At 40.9% G+C, this 25676-nt stretch carries 22 protein-coding genes; 3 read left to right on the forward strand and 19 right to left on the reverse strand.

Features of this window, described 5'->3' with window-relative positions; genetic code table 11:
* Positions 1 to 6: 6 nt before the first annotated feature.
* Positions 7 to 900 (forward strand): hypothetical protein, encoded by an 894-nt coding sequence (locus B4G94_RS03115; RefSeq protein ID WP_286857104.1) that lies wholly within the window; start codon positions 7 to 9, stop codon positions 898 to 900.
* 36 nt (positions 901 to 936) lie between these two features.
* Here the strand turns inward: B4G94_RS03115 and B4G94_RS03120 are convergent, their stop codons facing one another.
* The 13 genes from B4G94_RS03120 to B4G94_RS03180 all read right to left on the reverse strand — a co-directional run bounded on the left by B4G94_RS03120 (position 937) and on the right by B4G94_RS03180 (position 13838).
* Positions 937 to 1227 (reverse strand): chaperone modulator CbpM, encoded by a 291-nt coding sequence (locus tag B4G94_RS03120; RefSeq protein WP_108635895.1) that lies wholly within the window; start codon positions 1225 to 1227, stop codon positions 937 to 939.
* A gap of 4 nt (positions 1228 to 1231) precedes the next feature.
* The gene (locus B4G94_RS03125; RefSeq protein WP_108635894.1) at positions 1232 to 2167 is read right to left on the reverse strand and encodes a DnaJ C-terminal domain-containing protein; all 936 of its coding nucleotides are present in this window, start codon (positions 2165 to 2167) and stop codon (positions 1232 to 1234) included.
* Positions 2168 to 2257: 90 nt separating this feature from the next.
* The gene (locus tag B4G94_RS03130) at positions 2258 to 4942 is read right to left on the reverse strand and encodes a hypothetical protein (protein ID WP_286857106.1); all 2685 of its coding nucleotides are present in this window, start codon (positions 4940 to 4942) and stop codon (positions 2258 to 2260) included.
* Positions 4943 to 5163: 221 nt separating this feature from the next.
* Complete coding sequence (locus tag B4G94_RS03135) at positions 5164 to 6738, reverse strand: M28 family peptidase (protein WP_286857107.1); 1575 nt, start codon at positions 6736 to 6738, stop codon at positions 5164 to 5166.
* Between the two features lie 184 nt (positions 6739 to 6922).
* Positions 6923 to 7369, reverse strand: a complete 447-nt coding sequence (gene rpiB / locus B4G94_RS03140) for a ribose 5-phosphate isomerase B (RefSeq protein WP_108635891.1) — start codon at positions 7367 to 7369, stop codon at positions 6923 to 6925.
* A gap of 13 nt (positions 7370 to 7382) precedes the next feature.
* On the reverse strand, positions 7383 to 8243 hold the full coding sequence (tatC, locus tag B4G94_RS03145; protein WP_108635890.1) for a twin-arginine translocase subunit TatC: 861 nt from the start codon (positions 8241 to 8243) through the stop codon (positions 7383 to 7385).
* A 76-nt stretch (positions 8244 to 8319) separates the two neighbouring features.
* Positions 8320 to 9675, reverse strand: coding sequence for an acetyl-CoA carboxylase biotin carboxylase subunit (gene accC, locus B4G94_RS03150; RefSeq protein ID WP_286857109.1), 1356 nt, complete (start codon positions 9673 to 9675; stop codon positions 8320 to 8322).
* A gap of 71 nt (positions 9676 to 9746) precedes the next feature.
* Positions 9747 to 10226 carry an acetyl-CoA carboxylase biotin carboxyl carrier protein gene (gene accB / locus B4G94_RS03155; protein WP_108635888.1) on the reverse strand — a complete coding sequence of 160 codons (480 nt, stop codon included), beginning with the start codon at positions 10224 to 10226 and terminating at the stop codon, positions 9747 to 9749.
* Positions 10227 to 10301: 75 nt separating this feature from the next.
* On the reverse strand, positions 10302 to 11291 hold the full coding sequence (locus B4G94_RS03160; RefSeq protein ID WP_104384883.1) for a beta-ketoacyl-ACP synthase III: 990 nt from the start codon (positions 11289 to 11291) through the stop codon (positions 10302 to 10304).
* Between the two features lie 6 nt (positions 11292 to 11297).
* The gene (gene plsX, locus B4G94_RS03165) at positions 11298 to 12236 is read right to left on the reverse strand and encodes a phosphate acyltransferase PlsX (protein ID WP_104384882.1); all 939 of its coding nucleotides are present in this window, start codon (positions 12234 to 12236) and stop codon (positions 11298 to 11300) included.
* A 106-nt stretch (positions 12237 to 12342) separates the two neighbouring features.
* On the reverse strand, positions 12343 to 12534 hold the full coding sequence (rpmF, locus tag B4G94_RS03170; RefSeq protein ID WP_046672269.1) for a 50S ribosomal protein L32: 192 nt from the start codon (positions 12532 to 12534) through the stop codon (positions 12343 to 12345).
* Between the two features lie 14 nt (positions 12535 to 12548).
* On the reverse strand, positions 12549 to 13085 hold the full coding sequence (locus B4G94_RS03175) for a YceD family protein (RefSeq protein WP_104384881.1): 537 nt from the start codon (positions 13083 to 13085) through the stop codon (positions 12549 to 12551).
* Positions 13086 to 13187: 102 nt separating this feature from the next.
* Positions 13188 to 13838 (reverse strand): epoxyqueuosine reductase QueH, encoded by a 651-nt coding sequence (locus B4G94_RS03180; protein ID WP_104385119.1) that lies wholly within the window; start codon positions 13836 to 13838, stop codon positions 13188 to 13190.
* 177 nt (positions 13839 to 14015) lie between these two features.
* Between B4G94_RS03180 and B4G94_RS03185 the strand changes: the two genes are divergently transcribed.
* A complete protein-coding gene (locus B4G94_RS03185) occupies positions 14016 to 15164 on the forward strand; it encodes a hypothetical protein (RefSeq protein WP_286857112.1) in 1149 nt (382 codons plus the stop codon).
* A gap of 16 nt (positions 15165 to 15180) precedes the next feature.
* Here B4G94_RS03185 and B4G94_RS03190 read toward each other — a convergent pair whose 3' ends face one another.
* The 5 genes from B4G94_RS03190 to B4G94_RS03210 form a co-directional block, all read right to left on the reverse strand.
* Positions 15181 to 16032 (reverse strand): transglutaminase-like domain-containing protein, encoded by an 852-nt coding sequence (locus B4G94_RS03190; RefSeq protein WP_313533326.1) that lies wholly within the window; start codon positions 16030 to 16032, stop codon positions 15181 to 15183.
* Between the two features lie 98 nt (positions 16033 to 16130).
* Entirely contained in the window at positions 16131 to 16790 is a 660-nt protein-coding gene (locus B4G94_RS03195) for an ABC transporter ATP-binding protein (RefSeq protein WP_165305668.1), read from the reverse strand.
* A 54-nt stretch (positions 16791 to 16844) separates the two neighbouring features.
* Positions 16845 to 19247: an ABC transporter permease gene (locus B4G94_RS03200; protein ID WP_286857114.1), complete on the reverse strand. Its 2403-nt coding sequence runs from the start codon at positions 19245 to 19247 to the stop codon at positions 16845 to 16847.
* A 211-nt stretch (positions 19248 to 19458) separates the two neighbouring features.
* Entirely contained in the window at positions 19459 to 21861 is a 2403-nt protein-coding gene (locus B4G94_RS03205) for an ABC transporter permease (protein WP_286857115.1), read from the reverse strand.
* A gap of 242 nt (positions 21862 to 22103) precedes the next feature.
* Entirely contained in the window at positions 22104 to 22328 is a 225-nt protein-coding gene (locus B4G94_RS03210) for a helix-turn-helix domain-containing protein (protein ID WP_104384877.1), read from the reverse strand.
* A 124-nt stretch (positions 22329 to 22452) separates the two neighbouring features.
* Here B4G94_RS03210 and B4G94_RS03215 point away from each other — a divergent pair, with 124 nt between their 5' ends.
* Entirely contained in the window at positions 22453 to 23136 is a 684-nt protein-coding gene (locus B4G94_RS03215; protein WP_286857117.1) for a hypothetical protein, read from the forward strand.
* 143 nt (positions 23137 to 23279) lie between these two features.
* Here B4G94_RS03215 and B4G94_RS03220 read toward each other — a convergent pair whose 3' ends face one another.
* A complete protein-coding gene (locus tag B4G94_RS03220) occupies positions 23280 to 25676 on the reverse strand; it encodes an ABC transporter permease (RefSeq protein ID WP_286857120.1) in 2397 nt (798 codons plus the stop codon).

The following is a 25676-nucleotide window of genomic DNA, read 5'->3' on the forward strand; positions in this document are numbered from 1 at the left end:
GCCCGGATGTTTAAAAAAGAGAAACCCTTACTTCTGTTGATCACTGTGTGGCTAATTTTTGCATTTGTTTCCTGCAAATCCTATCAGGTGGCACCAAATGGCTATACCGTGGAAGGGGACGAATATTTTATCAATATTGATAAAAACCTGGCTGTATTTTTAGGCGATGATATTTTAAAGGAAGAGAACTGGCAATCCAATGGTGGGCCGATCAATGTGAGTAAGGTCACTGCTAAATACAAAAATGTACTCAAACATCTAAATTACCCGGATACTGCTTACAAGGTCTTATTTACCGGGCATCTGAAAGGGAAATATAGTTATGACATGCTTGCGGTGATAAACAATTTTCCGAATGTCAAAGGCAAAAGAAATCATTTACTGGACTTGACCGCCCTTCAGCGGGAAGAAAACAAGGAAGGACGGTATTTCTACAACATAAATGAATTCAAAGGGCAAAAGCTGTTGCATTTTGTTATTCCGTTCAATGACAGGCTCTGGCAGGAAAAGATGGTCAGCATGATCTTTCTGCTTCCGGCTGATTTCAATGACATTGCCTGGGCGAAGGATATTGTATTATCTAATGTGGCTATGTATCGTGACCGTTATGTTTTTACGCCAAGCAGGACGGAGATCTTATGCCCTGATGATGGGAGCCGCTCGCATCTGGACTATAAGATTCCTGAGGAGAAGATTAACAAGACCGGATATATGCTGATGAAAGCATACGGAAATGTAGAAGGGAAGCGTACATTGGTGGTCTATCGGCTAATGAAGCCAAAAGATTTTTATGGCTCATTCGTCGTTTGTAAAGGGGATTATGAAATTCTCTATACAACGTTGCAGGATAAAATCGTCTGGCAGACCAAAATCAATACCGAGAAGGACGTGGTATTCTAATTATTCTATTTTATTGACGGGTATAAAAGCCCTGGACTAATAATCCAGGGCTTTTAATTTATTTTTGAGTAGTAAGATTTCATTTTGCAGTTGTTCGACCTTATCCAATAGATGATTGGCTACCTGAATTCCCTGGGGATTTACTTCAAGATCGTAATATAGATTTGAGAAACGTTCCAGTTTCTTGAGTTCATCTTCGTCGATATATTGTTCTTCCTGCTGGATGACAATATGAATGAGTCCATATTCCTCCATGGTCTGTAGAAAAGTTGTTTCAACCTTTCTCGACTGACAGAAGTCTATCACTTTTATGAGTGTCGTTTCCATAAGATTATTGCTTTAAATCCTTCAATTGTTGAAATAGCGCTTTTTCGTCATCGGAAAGATTGCTGGGCATTTTGATGTTTAGGCTTACGTAGAGGTCTCCAAATTCACCTTCTTTCCGGTATAGCGGAAAACCTTTGCCCTTGAGCCGCATTTTTGCACCGTTTTGACTCTCGGGTTTGACCTTTAATTTGATCTTACCGCCAAAGGTATCGAGTGTTGCCTCGCCACCTAAAATCGCCGTATAGAGGTCTACATCCAGCGAGGTGTACAGATCATTTCCCTGACGTTTGAAATTTGCATCCGGCGTGATGTTGATCGTAATATATAAATCGCCTTTAGGGCCACCATTGATTCCTTCGCTACCATAGCCCTTTAATTTGATTTTCTGTCCATCCTCAACACCCGCATGAATCGTAATACGGATACTCTTGCCGTTGATATTAAAGGTTTGTTGGTGGGTAGTGTAGGCCTGTTGGAGCGTTAAACTTAGCTCGGCATTAAAGTCCTGCCCGCGGAAAGTACTCTGCCTACCGCCACCGCGTCGACTGCCAAACATCTGCTCGAAAAAATCCGAGAATTGACCATCATCAAAATTTCCGGTATACTCATAGGAACCCGCACCGCCACCAAATGGGTTCCCGCCGGCCCCAAAAGGATTGCCACCGCCAGATTGGGATTGTCGGTATTGCTGCTGTGCTTTTTCGTACTCCTCTCCATGCTGCCAATGTTCGCCATATTGGTCATATTTTTTACGTTTCTCGGGATCGGATAAGACTTCATTCGCTTCATTGATCTCCTGAAACCGTTGTTTAGCCTCGTTATCATTGGGGTTGACATCAGGATGATATTTACGCGCTAGTTTTCGATATGCTTTTTTGATATCGTCTGCCGAAGCCGTTTTATCAATGCCAAGCACTTTATAGTAATCTACAAAAGCCATAAATTATACGTGTTTTATCCTAAAGATAACAATAAATACAGGTAAAATGTTTCTGCTTGTCGTCAAATCAAACTTTTCCAGATAGACCCATCATTTGGTTTTTATCATATTGAATTTGTGGATATATCCGAGCATAAAATACTGTTTTAAGGTCATTGAACTTCCAAAATAAGTCATGTTTCCCTGACTTCCCCAGTAATTTTGTGTATTTTGATTCAGGATGTCAAAGCCGGTCAGCTTCACTTGAGACTTGTTTTTAAAAGTATAGTACATCGAAGCGTTTAATATATGGTAGTTTTTTCTTCCATTTAATCCACTTGCTCTATTATCCAATGAATAAGTGCTCTCTAACGAAAAGCCCTTAATAGGGTTGATGTTTAATCCCATGCCGATCTGATGTGTTGAATAAGCTGTTTCAGCAAAGTCGGGATGGTTTTTGGCGGAATTTAAGTTTTTATTCCTGTTATAAGTATACTTGGGTTGAATACCGATCAGATTTCTCCAGGTAATGGAAAATTCCTGCGATAGATCTATCCCCACATTATTTGATTTATTGGCGATGTCATTGATTGTACTGTAATTTTCGAAATTATAAGCAGTACTGGTCTGGGAAAGGTAAAAATTCCAGTTTTCGCCGCTTTTAAAACTATATCGGAGGAAACTATATAAAGAAGAATTATACCTGGAACCAGCTAAATAAGATTGAACGGTATAATGACCATTTTTGGCATCACGCCAGCTTCTAGTGCCGATGCTGCGTTCTTGGTAGTTAATATTTCCTCCGGTATTGAATTGGATCTTCGCGTTATATGCATAAAAAGATAAGCTTACCTGTTGGGTTTCTATGTTATCGAAAATAAACGCCTTCAATCGGGTTTGTAATGGGTTGAGGTCGTTTTCAACCGTGCGAATTCCATTTGTGGCGGGCGATTGGATATTTTTCTGCCAACTGAGTGACAGATTTTTGTAACGAACGGAAACATTAGGAAGCCAATAGCCATTTTTGAACTTTTTCTCTTCGTTGAGCTGTTTGAGATTAAAATGATCATCCTTTATGGCATAGGTGGTTCCTATATCAATAAACATATCTTTGACAGGTTTCCAATAGAGCTTAAGACCAGTGACATATTCTTGGTAGTTGTAATCAAAATTGTTTTCAAGATCGTTCCCATGAGTCTTTCCGCTGTTGTTCCGATCAAAATAGAAAGTTTCGGTCTGCGAACGGCTGTTTTTATTGAGGGAAAAAAATAGATTGAAATCTAACTTTTTCACCGTTTTGTTGAAATAACTGATCGTCGAATTGATGGCACGGGACTTCGTTACCGAACCTTCGTTTGTCCATAGGAGGGTTCTTGGATTTGGGTTGTTGTAGATCTCACTCAGTTGTTCATTGGTGCCATCCACATCATTGTTACTGTAATTGATTTCATTGCGAAAAGAAAGACTATGCTTTTTGTTGAACTGTTTTTCAATATAAAAATTATGTGAATAGTTGAACTGGGCTTGCTTAGAATCTCCCCTTGTTTGTGATCTGTTTATGCTATCTTGCTGTGTATCAGTTTTTGAAAAGGACTTCGAATCGTTGTGATCTCTATTGATCCTAATACTCGGTTTAAATTCAAGATAGGCGGTTGTATCCAGTCGGTGTCGGAATAGGGACTTCAGATCATGACCTAAGCGTTTTTTGCGTTCCTCATAATTACTGTTATTGAATTGCTCGATGGAATCGAATTTTGAGATATTACTGGACTGGTTAGCATTTTCGGTGTTGTTATGCTTCAGCATATACATGATGTTAAGTTTTGTTTTTTTGCCCCAGTCATTGTTGAGATTGAAACCGATACCGACATCATTTGCTTTCCCCGAGTAATTTCGCCCGCCAAAGCTATCAAAACCATAACTTTCTGCTCGGCCCAATCCACCTTGCTGGTTTAATTCATTATAATCGAAACTCTGTCTATTGACATTGTTTCCAAATGCCAGAAAACTCAATTGCAATGTATCCCGAAAGGTGTTAAACAGTGCTCCTGCTTCGTAATGCCCTCTGGTGCCAGCACTCCCATATGCTTTTCCGAAGCTCGCTTTTAAAAACTCTTTCTTGACTTTAAGATTGATCGTAATTGGGAGCCTGTCTTCATCTTCGACATTGATCTTAGATTCACCTTTGTCACGATATACCTGTACTGTTTTTATTAAAGAAGCATCCAGATTTCGTGTAGCGATGCGTACATCCGTGGAAAAGAAATCTTTGTCATTGACTTTGACTTTTGACACTTCTTTTCCCTGATAGTAGATGGTCCCGTCCATATTGACCTGTAATCCGGGGAGCTGTTTAATTAGTTCTTCTACATTGGCATTGGGCCTCGTTTTAAAGAAGCTTGTATTATATTCCAATGTGTCTTTGTTCATCCGGACGGGAGGGAGAACATTGACCACAACTTCATCCAGGCTTTTAGCCGCGAGCTTTAATTGCCCAAAATTATGTGACCCATTGTGAATACTAAAATCTTGGCTGTAAGGGGAGGCATTGATATGTGATATAATTAAAATAAGCCTGGTTTCGGCCGGTAGCCGAAAAAACTCGAAGTTTCCCTTGGCATCTGTCAGTAAATACGAGATGACAGCGGAGTCCTTGGGAGCAAGCACCGTGACTGTTGCTTTTTCAAGTGGCTCACCTGCTTGCGATAGTATTGTTCCGTTTGCTTTCCCTTTTGTTTGAGATAAAGCGGGAATGGTAAAAAGAAGCAGAAAGTAGAAAATAAACAGTATTTTCATAAAGGTTATTTTGGCTATTGGCTTAGTACAATTATTTAGTACAATTATACTAAGTAGTAGGTGAAACAAAAAATAGGAGTTGGTATTATGGCTATGTTTTAACAGAGTTTAACACTAAAGGCATAATTTATCTGCTAGCGGAATAGGTGGGCTTGTGTAATAAAAAAAGGTCAGGTAAACTGCTTTTACCCGACCTTTTTTTATTATAGCGAAAACTATTTTTACTCTTTGTTGCTGTCTATTGCCAGACGGTTTTCTCTATTGGCGATCTGCCATGCCGTAAAAAAGACCAATTTTTCCCGTTTGACCATCAGCGGGAAGTCGATTTTGTCATAGGTATCCGCGGGTGTATGGTAGTCGGGATGAAGACCCGAAAAATAGAAGATGGATGGTATGCCTTTCTTTGCAAAGTTATAATGGTCAGAACGGTAATAAAGACGCATTGGATCCTTTGGATTGTCATACATGTAATCTATCTCCAGCTTGGTGTTTTTGTCATTTTCATCTTTATTGATCTGGTAGAGTTCAGAGCTTAGTTTGTCTGAACCGATCGCATGAATATAATCATGATTTCCTTTAAGATGTTTGTCATCAACACGCCCGATCATATCAATGTTGATACAGGCTACGGTATTTGCCAATGGAAAAACTGGGTTTTCGGTATAAAATTTAGAACCGAGTAAACCTTTTTCTTCAGCTGCATAAGTAATAAATAGAATACTGCGCCTTGGGCCATTGCCTGCGGCTTTTGCGCGGGAAAAGCTACGTGCGAGCTCAAGTACAGCCGTTGTTCCGGATGCATTGTCATCTGCACCGAAGAAGATGTTTCCTTTGGAATCTTTGCCGTCGTGATCATAATGCCCGCCAATGACGACAATTTCATCTTTTTTGTCGGTTCCTTCTAAATATCCCAGGATATTTGGGTCGGCTAAAGGTTTTGCATTTGTGCCGAACTCAGCTTTAAGGTTTGTACTGATCGCGAAGGAATTTGCCTGTCCGGAACGGTTGATTTTACCAACTACAGCCGCGAGATTTGTACGTGCCAGATTGAAGATATAATTCGCTGCGTGATCGGTAATATTGACAACGGGGATCATGGGGGATTTTTCGGGTGCCGGCTGATCTATGGCCAGGTTATAGCGGCCTTCGGTAGCACGGTCTCCCGCATCTTCAAGCAGTTGTGAAAGCTGACTGTTGACAGCCAGCACCAACTTTGGTTTCTTCTTGAGAATTTCCTTTATTTTTTTATTTCTGCTTGTCGACCAGTCAGACAGTGTTTTTTTTCCGGTGATCCATGAATTTCCTTTGTCATCCGTAGGCTCACCTTCATTCAATAATAAGACAACTTTATTGGTCAGGTCTAAACCGCTGATGTCGGAATACTTTGGATCATCGATCCCATAACCAATGAAGATAATCTCATTGCTTTCAAAGAGTTTATCCTCGTTGTTGCCGATGACAAAGATATCTTTTCCATTTAAGAATGGTCGGTCATTGATGCTAAAGTGCTTGACTTTAAAACTATTGTGTATGAGCCGTAAAGGTTGGAAGTAGGACCCATTTACTGGGGCTGAAAGCCCGTATTTCTTGAACTCGTTTGCTATATAATCTGCAGCCAGCTGCCCGCCTTTTTGTCCTGTTCCTCTTCCTTCGAAGTCCACGGAAGCGAGTGTCCGCAAATGCTTTTGTGTAGATTCTACGGTGATTTCGCTGGCATATTTGCTACTGACATCCTGTGCCTGAGCACAGCTCATCGCAGCAAATGCTATCCAGATCAGGTTATGTATTTTCTTCATTGTTTATTTTATTCTTTTGGTGTTCAATGCAGCGGTCTTTGGTACTGTAAGCCTAGACCTTAAGCTGTATCTATTACTTTGTTTTTTATGGTTCCCACCTACCTTACTTCTACACAATATAACTAAAAAAGCGGATGAAAAGTATAGTTTACCTTTCATCCGCTTCTTAAAATATGTTAATTTATTAACAGTCGCAAGCTATTTTATTGACACGGTTGGCATGACGGCCACCTTCAAAATCGGTTGTCATAAAAGTTGATACGATCTTTTTAGCTAAATCAAGGTCGATAAAACGTGCCGGCACACATACGACATTCGCGTCGTTGTGTTGGCGTGCCAATGCGGCAATTTCTTCCAGCCAACAGATTGCGGCACGGATATTCTGATGTTTATTGGCCGTGATCGCAACACCGTTTGCACTGCCGCAAATTAGCACACCAGCATCAGCTTCTTTGTTTTCCACTGCGGATGCGACGGGATGTGCAAAATCTGGGTAATCCACTGAATCTGGCGAGTTTGTTCCAAAGTCCTGAACTTCATAGCCCAGTTCATTCAAAAAACCAACTAATGCCGTTTTGTACTCAAAACCTGCATGGTCACTTCCAATCGCAATTTTCTTTACGCTGCTCATTTCTATTGTTATTTTATTTTTCTAGTGCTAATTTTTTTCTTTTGACATCTGCTGAGACCATGATACTGACTTCATACAATAAGAACATCGGTGCAGCAACAGTCAACATGGTGATGATATCCGCAGAAGGTGTGATGACCGCTGCGATGACCAAAATAATTACAGTGGCATAGCGACGGCTGGCACGCATAAATTCAGGTGTCATAATACCTATCTTGGACAGAATAAATACCAGGATCGGAAGCAGGAAAACAATCCCACAACCTAATGTCAACGTAGCGATCGTAGACAGATAATTGTCGATGGTAATCTGATTCACGATCTCGTCACTTAAGGACACGTTCGCCAAAAAGTTAATGGATAATGGTACAACAATATAGTATCCGAAAAGTGCCCCTAAAAGAAACAACATGGAAGAGTAAAACACAAATCCACGTGCAGAACGTCTTTCAACATCTGTCAATGCTGGTTTTACGAATAGCCAAATTTCGAATAAAAGATAGGGAAAACCCATCATCAAAGCCATCAAAAGACAGGAGTTGATCTGGAGCATAAATTGCCCTGCTAATTCCGTATTGATAATGTTAAAAGGTATTTTCTTGACACAGAAGTCGGCTAGATTAAATGCATCTGCGGCTTTGCACATCATGCGATAAGTCCAAAAATCGAGATTCTTGGGACCCATGATAATATCGTTGAATACAAAGTCATAAAATGTAAACGCGATACCGGCAAAGATACAGATTGCAATAGCTGAACGAACCAAATGCCATCTCAAGACCTCAAGATGGTCAAAGAAAGACATTTCTGCTTCTATATTCTTCCCCTTATTTTTGATAGCTTGTATTAAATCTTTCGAATTTGGTGTACTCATAAAAATTGTTTGGAAACAAAAATACCATTCTTATTGTAAAGAATGGTATTTTTTATGTATGTAAAGACAATTTTATTTAATCTTCTACAGGATATTCAGTTAGGTCAAATGTTTCCATGAATTTTGTCGTGAAATTGCCCGCTCTAAAGTTAGGGTCGCGCATCAATCTCAGGTGCAGAGGAATGGTAGTTTTGACACCTTCGATTACGAATTCGCTCAATGCACGCTCCATGGTACAGATTGCTTCTTCACGTGTTTGTGCAACACAGATCAATTTAGCGATCATGGAGTCATAGTTTGGCGGAATAGTATAGCCAGAGTAAACATGTGTATCTACGCGTACACCATGACCTCCCGGAGAGTGAAAATTCGTGATTTTGCCCGGTGAAGGACGGAAGTTATTAAACGGATCTTCCGCATTGATACGACACTCGATCGCGTGCATTTCCGGTTCATAATTCTTTCCGGAGATCGGAATTCCTGCCGCAACTTTGATCTGCTCTTTAATCAGGTCGAAGTTGATCACTTCTTCGGTTACGGGATGCTCTACCTGAATACGTGTATTCATTTCCATAAAGTAGAAGTTGCGGTGTTTGTCAACCAAGAACTCGATTGTACCTGCACCCTCATAGTTTACAGCTTTTGCACCTTTGACAGCCGCTTCACCCATTTCAGCCCTTAATTCAGGCGTCATAAACGGTGAAGGAGATTCCTCGATCAATTTTTGGTGACGACGTTGGATCGAGCAGTCACGTTCTGATAAGTGACACACTGTACCAAATTGGTCGCCTACGATCTGGAATTCAATGTGACGGGGTTCCTCAACATATTTCTCAAGGTAGATACCATCGTTACCAAAAGCAGCTGCAGATTCTACACGGGCAGAATCCCAAGCTGGTTCGAACTCTTCGTCTTTCCAGATGATACGCATACCACGGCCACCACCACCGGCCGTAGCTTTAATAATAACAGGATAACCTATTTCATTGGCTAGTTTGATGCCTTCTTTTACGTTTGAGATCAAACCATCTGATCCGGGTACAGTAGGTACGCCAGCTTGCTTCATGGTGTCCTTCGCACGGGACTTGTCGCCCATTTTCTCAATTTGTTCAGCAGTAGCACCGATAAATTTGATGCCATACTCTGCACAGATTGCCGAAAAACGTGCGTTCTCAGACAAGAAACCATATCCTGGGTGAATTGCATCTGCATTTGTCAATTCAGCCGCAGAAATAATATTAGGAATGTTTAAGTAAGAATCTTTACTCGGTGGAGGGCCAATACAAACCGCTTCATCAGCAAAGCGTACGTGTAAGCTATCTCTATCTGCGGTCGAATATACTGCAACACTTTTGATACCCATCTCACGGCAGGTACGGATAATGCGCAGGGCGATTTCTCCTCTATTTGCAATTAATATTTTTTTAAACATTTTCTTGAATTATGAAGTTTACAAAAATGTAGCCCTTTTGAGGCTACATAGTATTCATTTACGTTCGTAAATTACTTAGGCTCTACTAAGAATAATGGTTGATCATACTCAACAGGTTGAGCATCTTCTACCAAAATCTTAACGATTTTACCAGAAACTTCAGATTCGATTTCGTTGAACAATTTCATTGCTTCAATAATACACAATACAGAACCTGTATTGATATCATCGCCAATATTAACGAAAGATGGTTTACCCGGACCAGCTGAACGATAAAATGTACCGATCATAGGTGATTTAACGGTAATCAAGTTTGCGTCATTGCTAGCAGCTGGAGCAGCAGGAGTAGCCACCGGCGCTGGAGCTGCTGCTTGTGCAACTGGAGCTGCCGCCACAGGGGCTACAGCCGGAACAGTAGCTGTTACATACGTAGGCTCTTGATTTGTTTTTATTGTAATTTTAAAATCTTGCTCTTCAATCGAGACTTCATTCACACCTGATTTTGAAACGAATTTAATCAAGTCCTGAATTTGTTTGATATCCATACCCATAGTATTCTAGGTTTTGTTTGTTTCTTAAAAAATTCTAACTGTCAAAAGTAATAAATTATACCATAAAATGGACAATTAATACGCCCATTTTAAATAGATGGATCCCCAGGTGAAACCACCGCCGAAAGCGGCAAGGATCAGGTTATCTCCTTTTTTCAATTGAGATTCCCATTCCCATAAGCATAGTGGGATTGTCCCACTGGTGGTATTGCCGTATTTTTGGATGTTTACCATCACTTTTTCGTCTGGAAGACCTACACGTTCGGCCGTTGCATCAATGATACGTTTATTGGCCTGATGGGGTACCAACCAGGCGATATCTTCTGATTTCAAGTTGTTTTTTTCCATCACTTCATGCGCTACGTCCGCCATATTGGTCACAGCAAATTTGAATACTGTACGGCCTTCTTGGTACGCATAATGTAATCCTGCGTCAACAGTAGCATGTGAGGCTGGATTTAATGAACCACCACCTTTAATATTGAGGTACTGGCCACCGGAACCATCAGTTTTCAAAATCGCATCCTGTATACCCAATCCTTCCTCATTCGGTTCCAATAACACACAACCGCAGCCATCACCAAAAAGGATACAGGTATTGCGGTCCTGATAATTGATGACCGATGACATTTTATCTGCACCGACGACAAGCACTTTTTTGTGTGTGCCTGCGGTGATAAACTGTGTTCCGGTATTTAGACCGAACAAGAAGCCTGAACAAGCTGCCTGAAGATCGAATCCCCACGCATTTGTCGCTCCGATTTTATCGGCCAGAATATTTGCTGTGGCCGGAAACAACATGTCTGGTGTACTGGTACAGAAGATAATTAAATCGATATCCGTCGCTTCTATTCCTCTCTTTTTCAATAAACCCTGAACGGCAGGTACAGCAAGATCTGATGTAGCAAGCCCTTCACCCTTTAAGATGCGTCTTTCTTTGATTCCTGTTCGTGATACAATCCACTCGTCGTTGGTATCGACCATTGTTTCCAACTCTTTGTTGGTGAGGATGTAATCCGGAACGTAACCATTTACAGCCGTAATTGCGGCATGAATCTTTGACATAAATACTTAATTGAAAATAGATCTGATGCTGTCAATGAATTTAGACTCGATCATATCTCTTGAAAATAAAACCATATTTTTAATGGCCTCCGGTGTTGAAATACCATGACCAATAATGACAGGAGCGTTGACTCCTAAGATTGGACTACCGCCGTACTGCTCGTAGTTGAATCGATCGAAGAAATCATCTTTAAAACCTTTTTTCAGGGTCACTACATAAAATGATTCTGCAAGTTTTAAGACCACATTGCCCGTAAATCCATCGCAGACGTATACGTCGGCATGGTCACTGAACAGGTCGCGGCCTTCTGCATTTCCGATAAAGTTAATCTTGTCGTTGGCTTTAAGTAGGGGGTAGGTAGAGGTTGTCAGGATGTTTCCTTTTTCTTCTTCTTCTCCGATGTTCAATAATCCGACTTTAGGATTGGATACATTGAATACATGCTCGGCAAAGAGGCTGCCCAACATTGCAAATTGATTCAGCATCTCCGGTTTACAGTCTGCGTTTGCGCCGACATCCAGTAAGAGTCCGAATCCTGATTTCAATTTTGGAACAATTGATGCTATGGCTGGGCGCAATACGCCTGGAATAGCTTTTACGCTGAACATCGATCCCACAAGCATGGCTCCGGTGTTACCAGCGGATGCGAATGAGTCGATTTCTTTGTTTTTTAAATATTCAAATCCCTTTGCAATACTTGAGTTGGGTTTTTGAGTTATCGCTTTGGTTGGATGTTCGCCCATTGCAATGACTTCTGGAGCTTCTACATATTCAAAGTCAGATGAATTTCCTCCGGCTTGATCGATTAATTGCTTCGTCTCTTCAGTTTTACCAAAAAGGACTATTTTTTGGTCTCCAGTAAGCTGTTTTTGTGCTTCAATCGCACCTGTTATCGTTGCTTTAGGAGCATAATCTCCTCCTAAAATATCTAAACCAATCTTCATCCGTTATTATTTAGTAAATCAATAATACGCAAAAAACATCCCAAAATAAAGCAAATTTCTAAAATATTGCTTGTTTGGGATGTTTTGGTGTTATGAAAGGTTTACCTTAGACAACAGCTGTATTTTCAATGATCAATTTACCGTTGTAGTACAAGTTTCCGTCTACAGTGTATGCACGGTGTGGTAAATGAACTGCGCCAGTTTCTTTACATACTGTCAAGCTAGGAGCTTCAGCTTTATAATGTGTTCTTCTTTTGTCTCTTCTTGATTTAGAAGTTTTACGTTTTGGATGTGCCATCTCGTATTTTTGTTTTAGTTATTTTTAATATTTCTCAATGCTTCCCAACGTGGGTCGATAATTTCTTCTTCTTTTTGCTCCTCTGCATCCGGTTCGCTTGTAAACAAAGCCAGCATTTCAGGATCGCATGCTATGCCCTCTCCCTGCTCCTCACATTTCACGATATAGGGAACAGCTAAATTAATGTATTCGTACAATAACTCAGCTATATCCAACTCATGGTCGCTTTTTGATAAGATCAACACTTCTTCCGTGTTGTCTGTCCAATCTTCATCCGTGAATTTGACCAATATCCGTTCTTGAATTGAAATCGGTGACATAAACTCTTTCAAGCAGGTATCACAAGTCAATTGGATCTCGCCTTGGATATCAAAATGCAAAATCAACAGGTTTTCCTGTTTTTGCAATTCAACTTCTGCTTTCAGATTGCCATCTTTTACAATCGAATGTTCGTAGCAGTCAAAGAACTTTTTATTTATGTCAAATTCAAAATTGTGCTTTCCAGCGTTGAGTCCCGAAAAGGGAATTCTGTATTGTTTTAGATGTTTCACAATCTTGCATTTGAGCCTGCAAAGGTATGTATAAAATCATTAGGATCGAAATATTTTTTTAAATATTCCGGTCGAACGCTTTATATATACGCATGGCACGACTTATTCATAATAATTTTTACCTAACTCTATTTTTTCGCGTCCATTTGCCATGCGCCATTTGTTGGTGTCACGTAGCGAATAGGCACAACCGCAGTATTCCTGCATGTAGAATTTCTCTTTTTTGGACACTTCAAGCATCCGTGCCGAACCACCTTTCTTGCGCCAGTTGAATGTCCAGTACTCCATACCTTCATGACGTGAGGCTGCACGTAGGCCACAGTCGTTGATCTGTTCCATGTTTTTCCAGCGGGAAATACCTAATGAACTTGAGATCACATCAAAGCCATTAGCCGCCGCATATTCTGCTGTTTTCTCGAAACGCATATCAAAGCACATGGTGCAACGGATCCCCCGTTCAGGCTCCTGTTCCATGCCTTTAGCCAGGTCAAACCAATGGTCCACATCGTAATCCGCATCAATAAAAGGGATATTGTGTTTTTCGGCAAACCGGATATTTTCATCTTTGCGCAGATCGTATTCCTTGCGTGGATGAATATTGGGATTGTAGAAATAAATCGTAAAATCGATATCTGAAGCAATCAACGCTTCCATGACTTCTCCGGAACAGGGTGCACAGCAGGAGTGTAAAAGCAATTTCTTGCCTTCTCCCGGTAATGCCAACTTCTCCCGTACAAATTCCTTCTTTTCCATAATGTATATGATATCAAAAACAAAGGCAATTTTAATCAAAAAGTAGCGGAATGACAAATATTTCCGTTTGAGTTCCCGTACTATATGTCCAAAAGAATCATATAAATTCATTGATATTCTGCATATATTAGTAGATTTGTATGTTTGACGCAATAAGCTATTTATAATAAAAAATATATGAAATTTTCATTTCGAACCTGTGTTATTGTATTGTTCGCCAGTTTAATAGGCGTTGCTTCCTGTAAAAAATTAGATGATGAACCTGAGCGTGGAGAGGCAACACTTATTTCAAGATTGTATATTTCTTTTCAGAATTATCAGGCGAATAATTCTTCGATTAAAAATCTCTTTATTGTGGACCCTGCTGATACCAATAGCTTGGATAATATCTATCAGTATCTTTCTCCTGCAAAAGGCGGGGGGCCAGTCATCTTTGACCCTAATGCAAAATCAATTTTTCAGGCGAGTTCAGGGACCGTCGCGCAGGATACCTTTATCCAGCGTATTGCACTGGACGACGTTTACGGGATTCCGGGAAATGCAAGTGCTATTGGCTATACGGGCTTTGCGAACGTCAAAGGACTGGCTTATTATACCTATGCGCAACAAAATGGTAATTCGGGATCTGTTCTGACCAATTTTCTACTTGCAGTGACAAACAATAATATGTTATATGCGGTAAGCCGTCCGGAAGGAAAAGGCGGATCGACAGGCGGTTCCAAAATTATCGATAAACAGATCAGTTTGGGGAATATTGTTCCGACATCAGTGACGCTCTTACAAAGTAACACGAGTGATCCCAATGAAAAATTGTTGTTGGTCGGGTTTGATGAGGATGGTGCTAATAAGGGTAGCGGTTTTGCTGTTTATACAAATCTTAAGCGGGAACTGATCGACAGAGCGCGGGATACCATTGTTAATTCGAATACTTTCTCCCCGGCGATGAAAGTCTATATACAGGGAAAAACAGGCTTGGGAGCCGTGTCTTACGCACCAAATAAGGCGTTATTGGCGGTTACCGCGGGAGAAGAGGTGTTATTCTTTAAGAATCCGAAGGAGTTATTTAGTGGGAGTACCAAAGAAGCCGTCTCACCTGATTATGTAATCGGTGGCACAAATACGGGGTTGAGGGCACCTTGGGGAATAGCCATTGATGATCGTACTGAAAATGGTAAATTCTTTTACGTCTCCGATTTGACTACAAGAAAAATCTCGCGTTTTGAATTGAAGGATCAAGGGAATGCAACACCCGAGATGACAAAAAATTATGGGACACTGATACCAAATTATATCTTTTTGGATGCCAGAGAAAGAACTGATTTCTAGTTTGTCAATTTATATATCAGGCAAGCAATTCGAACAGTTCTCTGATTTCCTGTTGCTTGCCTACACTTTCATTGGCTTCATAGGCCGAGAGCAGATTTCGTAAGGCACGCTTCATGATTGTCACATTGTCGCATGGATAAGTAAACTCTCGCTCAGGACCTAAGTTCAACTGCTTCAGGAACGAATTCACATCACTTTTTTGCATGATCTGCCCCCGGTTAAATGCATTGATGTAAAACAAAACATGTTCATTTCCTTCCTCATCCGAATCCATGTAAGCCAAGATAAAATGCTTGGGCAGGTTAATCCCATAGATCGGGATATCCAGCTTTTGCGCAATAATGCTATAGATACAGGATAAGGTCAGTGGGTTTCCCTGTTTCGTGTCCAAAACCTGACCGATATAAGAGTTTTGTGGATGGTGATAATCTTTTGTATTGCCAGCTAAACCGAAGGAGCCAAATAGCACGTGATTCAATAGGTTTACCTTCTCCAGGGGACTCATATCGTATTGTAGCCCGCGCCACACCTCTGTTTTCAGATCTTCGATCTTCAACACGATTTTATGGTCTTCATAAGATGGGTACTGATAATTATTGAGGATGATAAGTCCCTCTAACAGATTGAAGGAATTGCTCAGATTCCAGATCTGTAGCTCATTTTTGGTCTGCTCAAACTGAATTTCATGGATAATGTTTTCCAGCCGCCCCTGTACCCTTGGGTCGAAGCTGGATTCCCAGAATTTCTCCAAATAAGGGACAATTTCAGGACCTTGGCTTTTCAATTGATGTTCCACTTCCTGAATAACCTGTTGATCGGTATCGTCCAACAGGAATATTAACGATTTCAGCGCGCTCTCATTCATCATAACGAAGTTAAAAAAATGAATTGAGAAATGGATACAAAAAAATCCCTACAGTAATTCATGTACCAAGTAGGGATTATTCAGGTTAAATTGGCATACAATTATTTGAGCTGCCCATCCAGCATATTGACAATTCTTTTGCCGTACTCCGCATTTTTTTCGGAGTGGGTAACTTGTATGATCGTGACACCGTCATCATTCAATTGTTTGAACAGCTCCATGATCTCTTCGCCTTGCTTGGAATTGAGGTTACCCGTAGGTTCATCGGCCAACAAGAGTTTTGGAGAGCCGGCCAATGCGCGTGCGATGCCGACAATCTGTTGCTGTCCACCGGATAGCTGAGCCGGAAACAGATCTTTCTTTCCGACAATGCCAAAACGGTCAAGCATATCGGCTACAATGGCTTTTCGCTCTTTGCCGGAAATGTCTTTATAGATCAATGGTGTTTCTATATTTTCATATACCGTCAATTCATCCAATAAATGGTAAGCTTGAAATACGTATCCAATATGAGATTGGTACAGTTGCGTCCGTTTTTTTGCTTTCATCTCCAATACATTTTCATCCATAAAGATATATTCACCTTCATCGGGTTCGTCCAGCATACCGATGATATTCAACAGGGTGGATTTTCCTGAACCCGAAGGCCCCATGATGGAGATGAAATCACCTTCTGCTATATCTAAACTGACATCTTTGAGCACAAATGAGCGTGTACCACCTACATTATACCACTTGAATAAATGTTTTAATTGTATCATTTTCTAGTATTGAGATTTTGTCTTTTAATTTCTACTTATTCATTAATCTTTGTTCTATTCATCCCGAAGGTTATCTACCGGATTTGTCCGGGCGACTTTCAGCGACTGGAAGCTAATGGAAATCAATATTAGGATAAATATGCAAAATATCGGAATCAAAAACGACCACCACTGTATATTGACATGATATGCAAAATTGGAAAGCCATTTGTCCATGAGTAAATAAGCTAAGGGAAGGGCAATGCCGATACCGATCAGAAATAGCCTGAAAAAAGGTTTATTCAATTGGACAAAGAGCAGCTGTGCCGAGGCACCGAGTACTTTTCGGATACTCATTTCTTTCTTGCGTAATGCGGCCTGATAAGCGGCCATGCTGAACAGGCCCAACGCGGCGATAATAACCGAAAGGCTTGCGAAACTATTAAAAGCAATCTGCAGTTCCTGTTGTTTTTGGTGCTGTAACGCATATTGTTGATCCATAAAGGAATAGTCTAAGGGCAAATCCTTGGCAGTAGTATTTTTCTCCCATTCTTCCTTGACCGTTTCAATTGCCCGATCAACCATTCCGGGTTTTGTTTTCACCATAAGTGTCGTCTGAATGCGCATGCTCCCACATTCATTTTTAAACGAATAGAGGGTAGGTTGAACAGCATTTTCAAAGCCATAGGCCTTACTATCTTTGACAAGGCCGACGATTTCGAAATTTGCGTCACAGCCACTGATTTTTGCGCCAATGGGATTTGAAAGCCCCAAACTTTTAGCGGCAGATTCATTGATGACCGCATAGTTGGAGAGGGAGTCACGGAGCAACTGATCCATGGACAGATTGCTATTTCCTTGTAGATTGGGGATATTTAATGTTTTGAAATAGCCCGGATCGATACCGACATGCGCAAAGGAAATATTCTTTTGTGCATAGGAGAACTCCATTTTGGGCGGTTGTTCCCCTTCTCCCGGGATATTTGTTGCGGAAGCCACTGCCGCAATGCTCGGATCATTTTCTAATCGCCGTTTCAACTGGTGGAAAGAACCATCATTTTTGGAGTCGTAATACATGCCCACTCCCCTGAAATTAACCACTTGTGCCGGCTCAAACCCTTTATCTGTATGCTGCATGTACTGAAGCTGGCCCCGAATGACCAGCATACCTGAAATAAACAGAATTGCCATGCTGATCTGAAAGGTTAATAAGACATTTCGGAATGTTCCTTTTTTTAGTATTGCGGATAATCCGCCTTTGAGCAGATTGACAGATTTGAAACCTGAAAGAACGATGGCAGGGTATATTGCGGATAGGATCGTTGTTAATAGTACAGCGACACAGAGTTGGATAATTGTTGCAGAACTTAAAATATAACTTCTCAGATCATCATTGAACCATCTTTGTAATATGTTGCCGGTAAGTGCCAAGGAAATGAAACTCAATACTGCCGCAGCGCTGGTCAGTATAAATACTTCCAGTAATAATTGCCTTACAATGGCCCAACGCGAACTTCCCAATATTTTTTTAAGGGCGAGCTCTTTCAGGCGTTGATCGGCTTGGGCCATAATCATATTGGCGAAATTGGCGGATGCAAGCAGGAGGATCAACAGGGAAAGAATACCGATAATCCATGTGATGAGATAGGCGGTGTTGCTTCCGGTTTTTGGTCGCAGGTGCAGGTTGGCCAATGGATCCAAGTAGATCTTACCTTTGGCATAACCGGAAGAGCGTATTTTATCTTTTGGTGCGATTTCCTTGTGGTAGATTGTGTTGATCTGATCGGTCAACTTAGCGATATCTGTACCCGGTCTGACCTGAATAAAAGTCTGGTATAAAAAGGGATTATTTTCAGCAAAGAGATCCTGTGGTTCACGGATAACAAGAAGATCGTAATCAATTATGGATAGACCTTGCTCTTTGATGGTGCCATAAATCGTCTCCTGCACACCTAGAGCGAGGCTTTGAGTTGGAATCGAATGGGGGCTGTCAAAATTTAGGTCCTCTTTTTTGAATAGTTGTTCGGCAATAGGACTTTTGACCATGGTCGCATCCTTTTGATCCTTGTTTTTGTAGAGTGGTCCGTTGGCATTTTCTACCTGAAAGATCCGGGCAGCAGAAGAATCAATTAATGCAGCATTTTTGATAAGTACCGTCTTCTCCCCAAATAATGGGTAACTACCATAATTGTAGACTATTTTTCGGCCGGCATAGACGATATCTGGTAAATTCTGTTTTAGCAACGGAGCCAGGGAAGGAGAGGTTTCGTCCGTAAAAGCTCCTTCGGCTTCCAGACCAATTTGATAGATTTCCTTATAGTTTGGATTCCATTTATCAAAGCTTGTTTCCCGATTGATGTATTGATAGGAAAGGATAAAACCGGTAAAACCAAGTGTCAGTCCAATAATATTCAAAAATGCGAAACCCTTATTTTTTAAGAGTTTACGCCAAGCCAGTTTGAAATCATTTTGTGCCATGCCATAAAAAATGCAATCCCCTTGCCAGTGTTTTAACGGTTTTATTATGAGTTTGTTAGGTGGTTGTTGTTCGTTTTTGATGTTCGATTTCGGACAGTTTTCGTTCGCAATCGAACATTCATTCCCCTTTAGCCATTGGTGCATTGCCCACCACGCAACAGGCAAGGCAATGACCAAGACAACAAACACCAATTTTTAAGATCTTCGGATTTTATTCATCCCTTAAACTATCGACCGGATTGGTCCGGATAGTTTTCCAGGTCTGATAACTAATGGTGCCTAAGGCGATGAGGATAGCACCCATACCTGCCAGAATAAAGTACATCCAGTTAATATCTATTTTATAGTTGAAGTCTCTGAGCCATAGGTTCATTGCCCACCACGCAACAGGTGAGGCAATGACCATGGCAACAAACACCAATTTTATAAAGTCTCCGGACAGGAGTCTCAGCAATCGGAGGGTACTTGCGCCAAGCACCTTCCGCACACCGATTTCTTTTGTCCGCTGTTGTGTCACATAGGTGGCCAGTCCAAAGAGACCCAGGGCCGCCACAAAAATGGCAACAATTGCAAAACAGCTGAATATATTCTTGGTTCGTTCGACATCTTGATAAAGGGAGGCAAAACCCTCATCCAAAAAGCTGTAATTGATTTTTTGATCAGGTGAAAATTTATTCCATACGGTGTTGATCCCGTTTAGGGTCTCCTGTAGATTTTCGGGTTTAACTTTAATGGAGAGGAGTGATGGATAACCCCGTAATACCATACAAAGGCCAGCGAATCCTTTACCTTTCAGCGACTCAAAAATAAAATTGTCCACGACACCAACGACTGTCCAAGTATTGCCATTGGTTATTTTTGCCCCGATGGGATTTTTTAATCCAAGGTCATCCGCCAATTTTTGGTTGATGATGGCGGCTGTGCTGTCTGTGGCCATTTTGGGATCGAAATTTCTACCTTTGGTCAGTTGCAATCCGAAGGTAGCAAGATAATCCTGGTCAATCTCCCAAAACTGCCCCTGTGTGGCCATATCCATCTCCCGTCTGCCCTCATTCCAAAAAGGGTTTCCATTTCTTTTGGCACCATCAATGGGGACAGGGAGAAAATCGCCTAGGGAGACGGAGCTGACATTTGGAATGGATTTTAATTCGTTTTTAAGACTTGGGATCTGATTTCCCAATGTACCAATACCACGCAGCACAATCACCTGCTCCTTTTTGAAACCCAGATCTTTTTCCAAGATATAGCGTATCTGTTGATTGGTCACCAGGGCACTCACAATAAGGATGATGGACGTGGCAAACTGAAAGACGACAAGACCATTTCTGAATAATGAAGATTTGGCTCCGGTGCTCTTATTTTTCAATGCGGCAATCGGCTTAAATCGGGATAGATACAAAGCAGGGTAGATTCCGGCCAGGCTGCCGATGAAAATTATCGTCAGCAATAACGAAGGAAAAAAGTATAGGGATGTCCAGGGAATGGTCAGGGACTTGTTGGCGAGATTGTTGAATATAGGCAACAAAGCCCAACTCAGCAATAGTCCCACGAACAGCGATAATACACTATAACAAATCGCTTCGAGCAAAAATTGCCCGATCAGTAATGTCCTTGTCGAACCAATTGTTTTCCGGATACCGATTTCTTTGGCTCTTGTGGCGGCATTGGCCGTTGACAGGTTAATAAAATTAATACAGGCAATCAGAAGAATAAACAACGCCACGGTGGCAAATGTCCATACCATGCGGATATCACCTCTATTCAGCGTACTCACTTTATCATCTTCTATATCCGAGGACTTTAAATGCATATCAAGAGCATTTTGTAGGTTGATTTTTACCTGCTCAAATATGGGATTGAGCTTGCGTCCCGATTTTTGATATTCAGGTAAGTAGTGCTCTTTATAGTTTCTTAAAATTTCCTTTTCTGTCTGTTCGATATTGACATGCGGTTTTAATTTAACGTAGACCGTATAGTTATTGCTGAGCCATTGGTTTTGTTCGCCGGGATAAAAAGGTTCACCTGCCAGAGACATAAAGAAGCTATAACCGGCCAGCGTAGAATTTTGAGGCATGTCTTCGATCACACCAGTGATGGTATATAGTCTGGACTTGTTGTTGTTCAGGTAAATGGTCTGTCCGATGGGATCATTTTTAAAGTATTTTTCCGCTTTGCTTTTCGTAATGACCAGTGTATTGGGTTTATCCAATGCATGGGCAAGTCGACCGGAAACCATGGCTGTCGGAAACATGTCCAGAATAGATTGATCAATATAGACAAAACCGTCGTCATAAAAGCTTTGTGGATTATCGTTCAGGGAGAGCTGATTACTTCCGGCGCCAAATAAAGGGTTTGGAAGTATCCGGCCTGTTTGCTCTATGGAAGGAATTTCAGCTTTAAGGGTTGGTGCTACCGGAGCAGAAAGTGAAACCCAACGCTGTAGCTTACCTTCGATCGGAAGCTGTACGACAAGACGGTAGGTGCGGTCCATCTCTGGATAAAACTTGTTGTAACTCGTCTCATGTCTAATGTAAAGTACGATGAGTATACAGATTGCGATACCAAAAGCAAATCCTCCGATCTTTATAAAAGAATAGAGTTTATTTTTTGCCATGTTTCGCCAAGCGATTTTTAGACTATTTCCTATCATAACAATACATTTTTAAGATCTTAATTGATCCGTAACCGACCGGTCAATCTAGACATTAGACTGAAGTCAATTGTATTGCCATTTTTTTAAGTAATTGATTTTTAGTTATTTGATCTGGTTTGTGTATTTTATGCCTGTACGATATCGAACAGTTTTTCGTCCAATACCGCACAGATCATATTGTTAAAGGGCTCCGTTAAAGCAGCTTATTCTTCTATCTCTTTCAGTTCGAGATGTGCGCAGAGTTCGAGCATCATTTTGGCCGGATCCGTGTCGATGGCCAGAGCAATCAAGTACATTTCATCCAAACGTAATTTAGCGGTTTCGGTCATGGTTAATTCATTGATCCTTGCCTTACTTAATCCTGTTTTGCGGGCAATCTGAGATTTATTTACAGATTTCTTCGCTAAAAATTCGCCTAATTTTGTCATCCTTTTTTTTAATAATCTGTCCTTTTGTATAGATAAATATATACAATGTTATTTTTATTTATACAAATGTTTTTGTTTTTAGAATATATTCTGTTCTTTTGTATTGATAATCTATATAAATGTTATGAGTAATAAATTTAAACTTAGCACGAAAGTGTATAAAAGGAAATGTCAAGAGATAGAAATATTGATATTTTACCGGATGATATTGCACCGTATCTCGCGGCATTTGTCGCCTGAGGAAGTTTCTTTTTTAATGGGTAAGCCATTGGATTTTATGACTAAAATTGAGACATTCAGGATTAAGCAAATTTCTATGCACGATGTATTTGTCATGAATGATGTATTGGCTATAAATAACCTAGATACTATGGTGCATATGGGTGTTAAAATATCGTCAGCGGAGAAAAGATACGAATTGCATATGACAAAATTGGCTGACCGGGTTATTTACCAGCTATATAAAGTTGATGAGGAGCAAGATCAGCGAGTAACCGAATTTAAATTAATAGACATCCGTCACGATATTGATCCTTATGAAAGTTCTACAGCGGATGAAGTGGAAAAGATAGCGGCTTTTTTGGAGGAGACAATTGATGCTGGATATTTTAACGAGGAAAAACAACCTGACGAGGTGCATAAGTTATGTTGCGAGAAGTTGGAGAGCTATGTACGACCTAAAAATCTGATGAAGGTGCTCGATGATCTGCTCAGTCTGTATGGCGAACGCAAAATTGTTCGGAAAGAATCTCCATATGGGTTTGCCTATGTTTTAGCGGCTCACGCGGAATCGACTGAAAAGAAATAGGCAATTTTTAGCTGTTCACATCGAACAGCTAAAAATTGCTACAAAGATCCTAAGCCGTAGGTACACCAATTATAAACTTCCATTCCCAATAGGTTAATAATAGATACACTTTTTGGCTTCGATAACCTAAGGCTTATTTTCTCTTATTCGTCCCGTAAACTATTGACGGGATTGATGCGGGCTGTCCGGAATATCCGGACAGCAATAATCGCTAAAGTTGTCAAACCGATAAACAATCCAGTGAAAACAAATAGGGCAATCGGAACATCAATATGGTAGTAGAAATTTTCCAACCATTTGTGCGTAAACCACCATGCTGTGGGAAAAGCAATTAGAATAGCGATCAGCAGGAGCACGATAAAGGATCTGGAAATCATATAGGTGATCGTATTTATTGAAGCCCCCAATACTTTACGGATACCGATTTCTTTTACCCGTCGTTCTAGCGTATAAATGGCAATGGCTACGATCCCTAAAATAGCAATCAGCATACTGGCCCCCGTAAAAAGTGCCAATTGCTGGTACTGTTTTTTCTCTTTGTTATATTGATGCTGTACCTGATCTTCCTGCCAGTTGATCTGCGCGATCCGGTTAGGGAAAAATTTGTTCCAGGTACTGTTTACCAAGGCTAAAGCTTCCTTTTTCTTGCCTTCTTCTACGCGGATAAGCATGCAGCCGCCTTCCCATTCCTTTTGTGCCTTAATCGCAAAAGGGCCGATCGGAAACTTTAAACTTGCCCCGTTAAACTCTTTAAATACGCCCACCGGTGTATTTTTTAGAGGCTCGTTGCTCCTATTGAGTTTTAAAGATAGCCGCTGGGCGGTGCCTTCGGAAATGAGCATGTTTGTAAAGACCGGTTGTCCATTGTGTACCGAATCCGTAAATGGTCTGTCCATTGCATAGTCCGCACTCAAAGGCCGGCCGTCAAGAAGCTTTATGCCCATTGTTTTGATGTAATCATAGTCCGCATAAACAAATACAACAGCGAGATCTTCGTTCGGATTATCGGGGTCTTTTACTGTTTTAAAATCCACGCTCCCACTAAAGGGAGTCCAGCCTGTGAGGCTGACCGATGAGATGTATGAATTTTTTAATAGCTCCTGTTTGAAAGCCTGATCCTTTCCTTCCCAGGAGGTATAGTTGATGGCCAAAAGATTTTTAGGTTCGTAGCCAAGATCTTTGCTGTACAGGTAATTCAATTGCGCCCGCATGGACATCATACAGATCGCTACGACAATGGCAATGGCAAACTGGATAACAACCAGTACTTTGGTAAATGCCATATTGAGCGGAAGTCTGAAGAAAGAAAGCTGCCTCCGAAGTTCCAATGATGGCTGCGTTTTTGATAGAGACAATGCCGTAGGTAAGCTGCACAGCCAGCCCAGAAGGATCCAGATGGATAATAATCCAACAAACATCAATAAGGAATGCTGGTAGCTCATCGTCAAAGGATGTTCTAAATAATGTTCAAATGCCGGGCTGATAAGCACATAACCAAAAAATGCAATCAGAAAAGAGCCGGCAAAGAGTATGGTACTCTCCAGGCCCATTTGCATAATCAGATTCTTTCGGCTTGCACCCAATATTTTGCGGATTCCTATCTGCTGTGTGCGTTTTAAGGCATGGGCAAAGCTCAGGTTGATGTAATTGATACTGACCAATACAAGGATCAAGAGCGCTATTCCAGCCAGCAGATAAATATCCTGCATCGGATTCTCCCATCCTGTAATACTTAGTAAGTGTATGTCTTTGATGGGCTCAATGATAAGATTGTGTCCTTTCGCCCAGTCATTCAGTTTCTGTGCATTGTACCATTTGTTTATTTTAGTTGAAAAGCTGTTAATGTCAGTTGTGCTTTTGAGCAATAGAAGCTGTGTTTGCAATGAACCAGTCTCTGCCGGATTGAATTCATTGACCTTAGGCATCAGCACGAGGGCTTCTGCCTGAAAGGAAGAATTATGGGGCATATCCTCAATAATGGCATTGACATAATAAGCTTCGGGCTCCCCTTCTTGCGGCTTATTGTAGAATGTGCTGCCGAGCACGTCTTTTCCACCGAAGTGTTTTTGTACAGCGGAGGCTGTCAATGTGATATTTTTTGCTCCGGCAATGACTTGTTTCGGATTTCCAGCGATTATTTTTGCGTCAAAAAGATTGAAAAAACCACTGTCAATTTCCAGCGTATTGATTTCGGCTAGTTGCTTCGAGCGCTTGTTTATGGTTAATTTTGTTGAAAATGAATTGATTGAAGTATAACCAAGTACTTCCGGAAAATTAGCTTTTAATGTGGCCGAGATACCTTCGGGAGCTCCTGAAATATTGTTTGTGACACCTTCCTTTGTTTCTTTGGGCACTATTCGCATTCGGTAAAGCTCATTGGAGTTGCTCCATTGTCTGTCGTAAGAAAGCTCATCAACGACAAGTGAACTGATCAACATAAATACGAACAAAGCAATGGTTAACCCAACGAGGTTTGATAGCGAATAGATTCGATTGTGTGTCAATGTCCGCCAGGCGGTTTTAAGATGGTTCTTTATCAT

Source organism: Sphingobacterium sp. UBA7625, from assembly GCF_002484085.1.
GTDB classification, from domain to species: domain Bacteria; phylum Bacteroidota; class Bacteroidia; order Sphingobacteriales; family Sphingobacteriaceae; genus Sphingobacterium; species Sphingobacterium athyrii.

What these genes read in the sequence shown, in the direction of transcription:
- B4G94_RS03120 (WP_108635895.1), bottom strand. Translation starts at nt 1,227, where the DNA reads ATGGAAACGACACTCATAAAAGTGATAGACTTCTGTCAGTCGAGAAAG.
- rpiB (WP_108635891.1), bottom strand. Translation starts at nt 7,369, where the DNA reads ATGAGCAGCGTAAAGAAAATTGCGATTGGAAGTGACCATGCAGGTTTT.
- B4G94_RS03180 (WP_104385119.1), bottom strand. Translation starts at nt 13,838, where the DNA reads ATGGAAAAGAAGGAATTTGTACGGGAGAAGTTGGCATTACCGGGAGAA.
- B4G94_RS03125 (WP_108635894.1), bottom strand. Translation starts at nt 2,167, where the DNA reads ATGGCTTTTGTAGATTACTATAAAGTGCTTGGCATTGATAAAACGGCT.
- tatC (WP_108635890.1), bottom strand. Translation starts at nt 8,243, where the DNA reads ATGAGTACACCAAATTCGAAAGATTTAATACAAGCTATCAAAAATAAG.
- B4G94_RS03200 (WP_286857114.1), bottom strand. Translation starts at nt 19,247, where the DNA reads ATGGCACAAAATGATTTCAAACTGGCTTGGCGTAAACTCTTAAAAAAT.
- B4G94_RS03130 (WP_286857106.1), bottom strand. Translation starts at nt 4,942, where the DNA reads ATGAAAATACTGTTTATTTTCTACTTTCTGCTTCTTTTTACCATTCCC.
- accB (WP_108635888.1), bottom strand. Translation starts at nt 10,226, where the DNA reads ATGGGTATGGATATCAAACAAATTCAGGACTTGATTAAATTCGTTTCA.
- B4G94_RS03115 (WP_286857104.1), top strand. Translation starts at nt 7, where the DNA reads ATGTTTAAAAAAGAGAAACCCTTACTTCTGTTGATCACTGTGTGGCTA.
- B4G94_RS03185 (WP_286857112.1), top strand. Translation starts at nt 14,016, where the DNA reads ATGAAATTTTCATTTCGAACCTGTGTTATTGTATTGTTCGCCAGTTTA.
- B4G94_RS03160 (WP_104384883.1), bottom strand. Translation starts at nt 11,291, where the DNA reads ATGTCAAAGATTCATGCCGCAATTACGGCTGTAAATGGTTACGTTCCG.
- plsX (WP_104384882.1), bottom strand. Translation starts at nt 12,236, where the DNA reads ATGAAGATTGGTTTAGATATTTTAGGAGGAGATTATGCTCCTAAAGCA.
- B4G94_RS03205 (WP_286857115.1), bottom strand. Translation starts at nt 21,861, where the DNA reads ATGGCAAAAAATAAACTCTATTCTTTTATAAAGATCGGAGGATTTGCT.
- B4G94_RS03210 (WP_104384877.1), bottom strand. Translation starts at nt 22,328, where the DNA reads ATGACAAAATTAGGCGAATTTTTAGCGAAGAAATCTGTAAATAAATCT.
- B4G94_RS03135 (WP_286857107.1), bottom strand. Translation starts at nt 6,738, where the DNA reads ATGAAGAAAATACATAACCTGATCTGGATAGCATTTGCTGCGATGAGC.
- rpmF (WP_046672269.1), bottom strand. Translation starts at nt 12,534, where the DNA reads ATGGCACATCCAAAACGTAAAACTTCTAAATCAAGAAGAGACAAAAGA.
- B4G94_RS03195 (WP_165305668.1), bottom strand. Translation starts at nt 16,790, where the DNA reads ATGATACAATTAAAACATTTATTCAAGTGGTATAATGTAGGTGGTACA.
- B4G94_RS03215 (WP_286857117.1), top strand. Translation starts at nt 22,453, where the DNA reads ATGAGTAATAAATTTAAACTTAGCACGAAAGTGTATAAAAGGAAATGT.
- B4G94_RS03190 (WP_313533326.1), bottom strand. Translation starts at nt 16,032, where the DNA reads ATGATGAATGAGAGCGCGCTGAAATCGTTAATATTCCTGTTGGACGAT.
- B4G94_RS03220 (WP_286857120.1), bottom strand. Translation starts at nt 25,676, where the DNA reads ATGATAAAGAACCATCTTAAAACCGCCTGGCGGACATTGACACACAAT.
- accC (WP_286857109.1), bottom strand. Translation starts at nt 9,675, where the DNA reads ATGTTTAAAAAAATATTAATTGCAAATAGAGGAGAAATCGCCCTGCGC.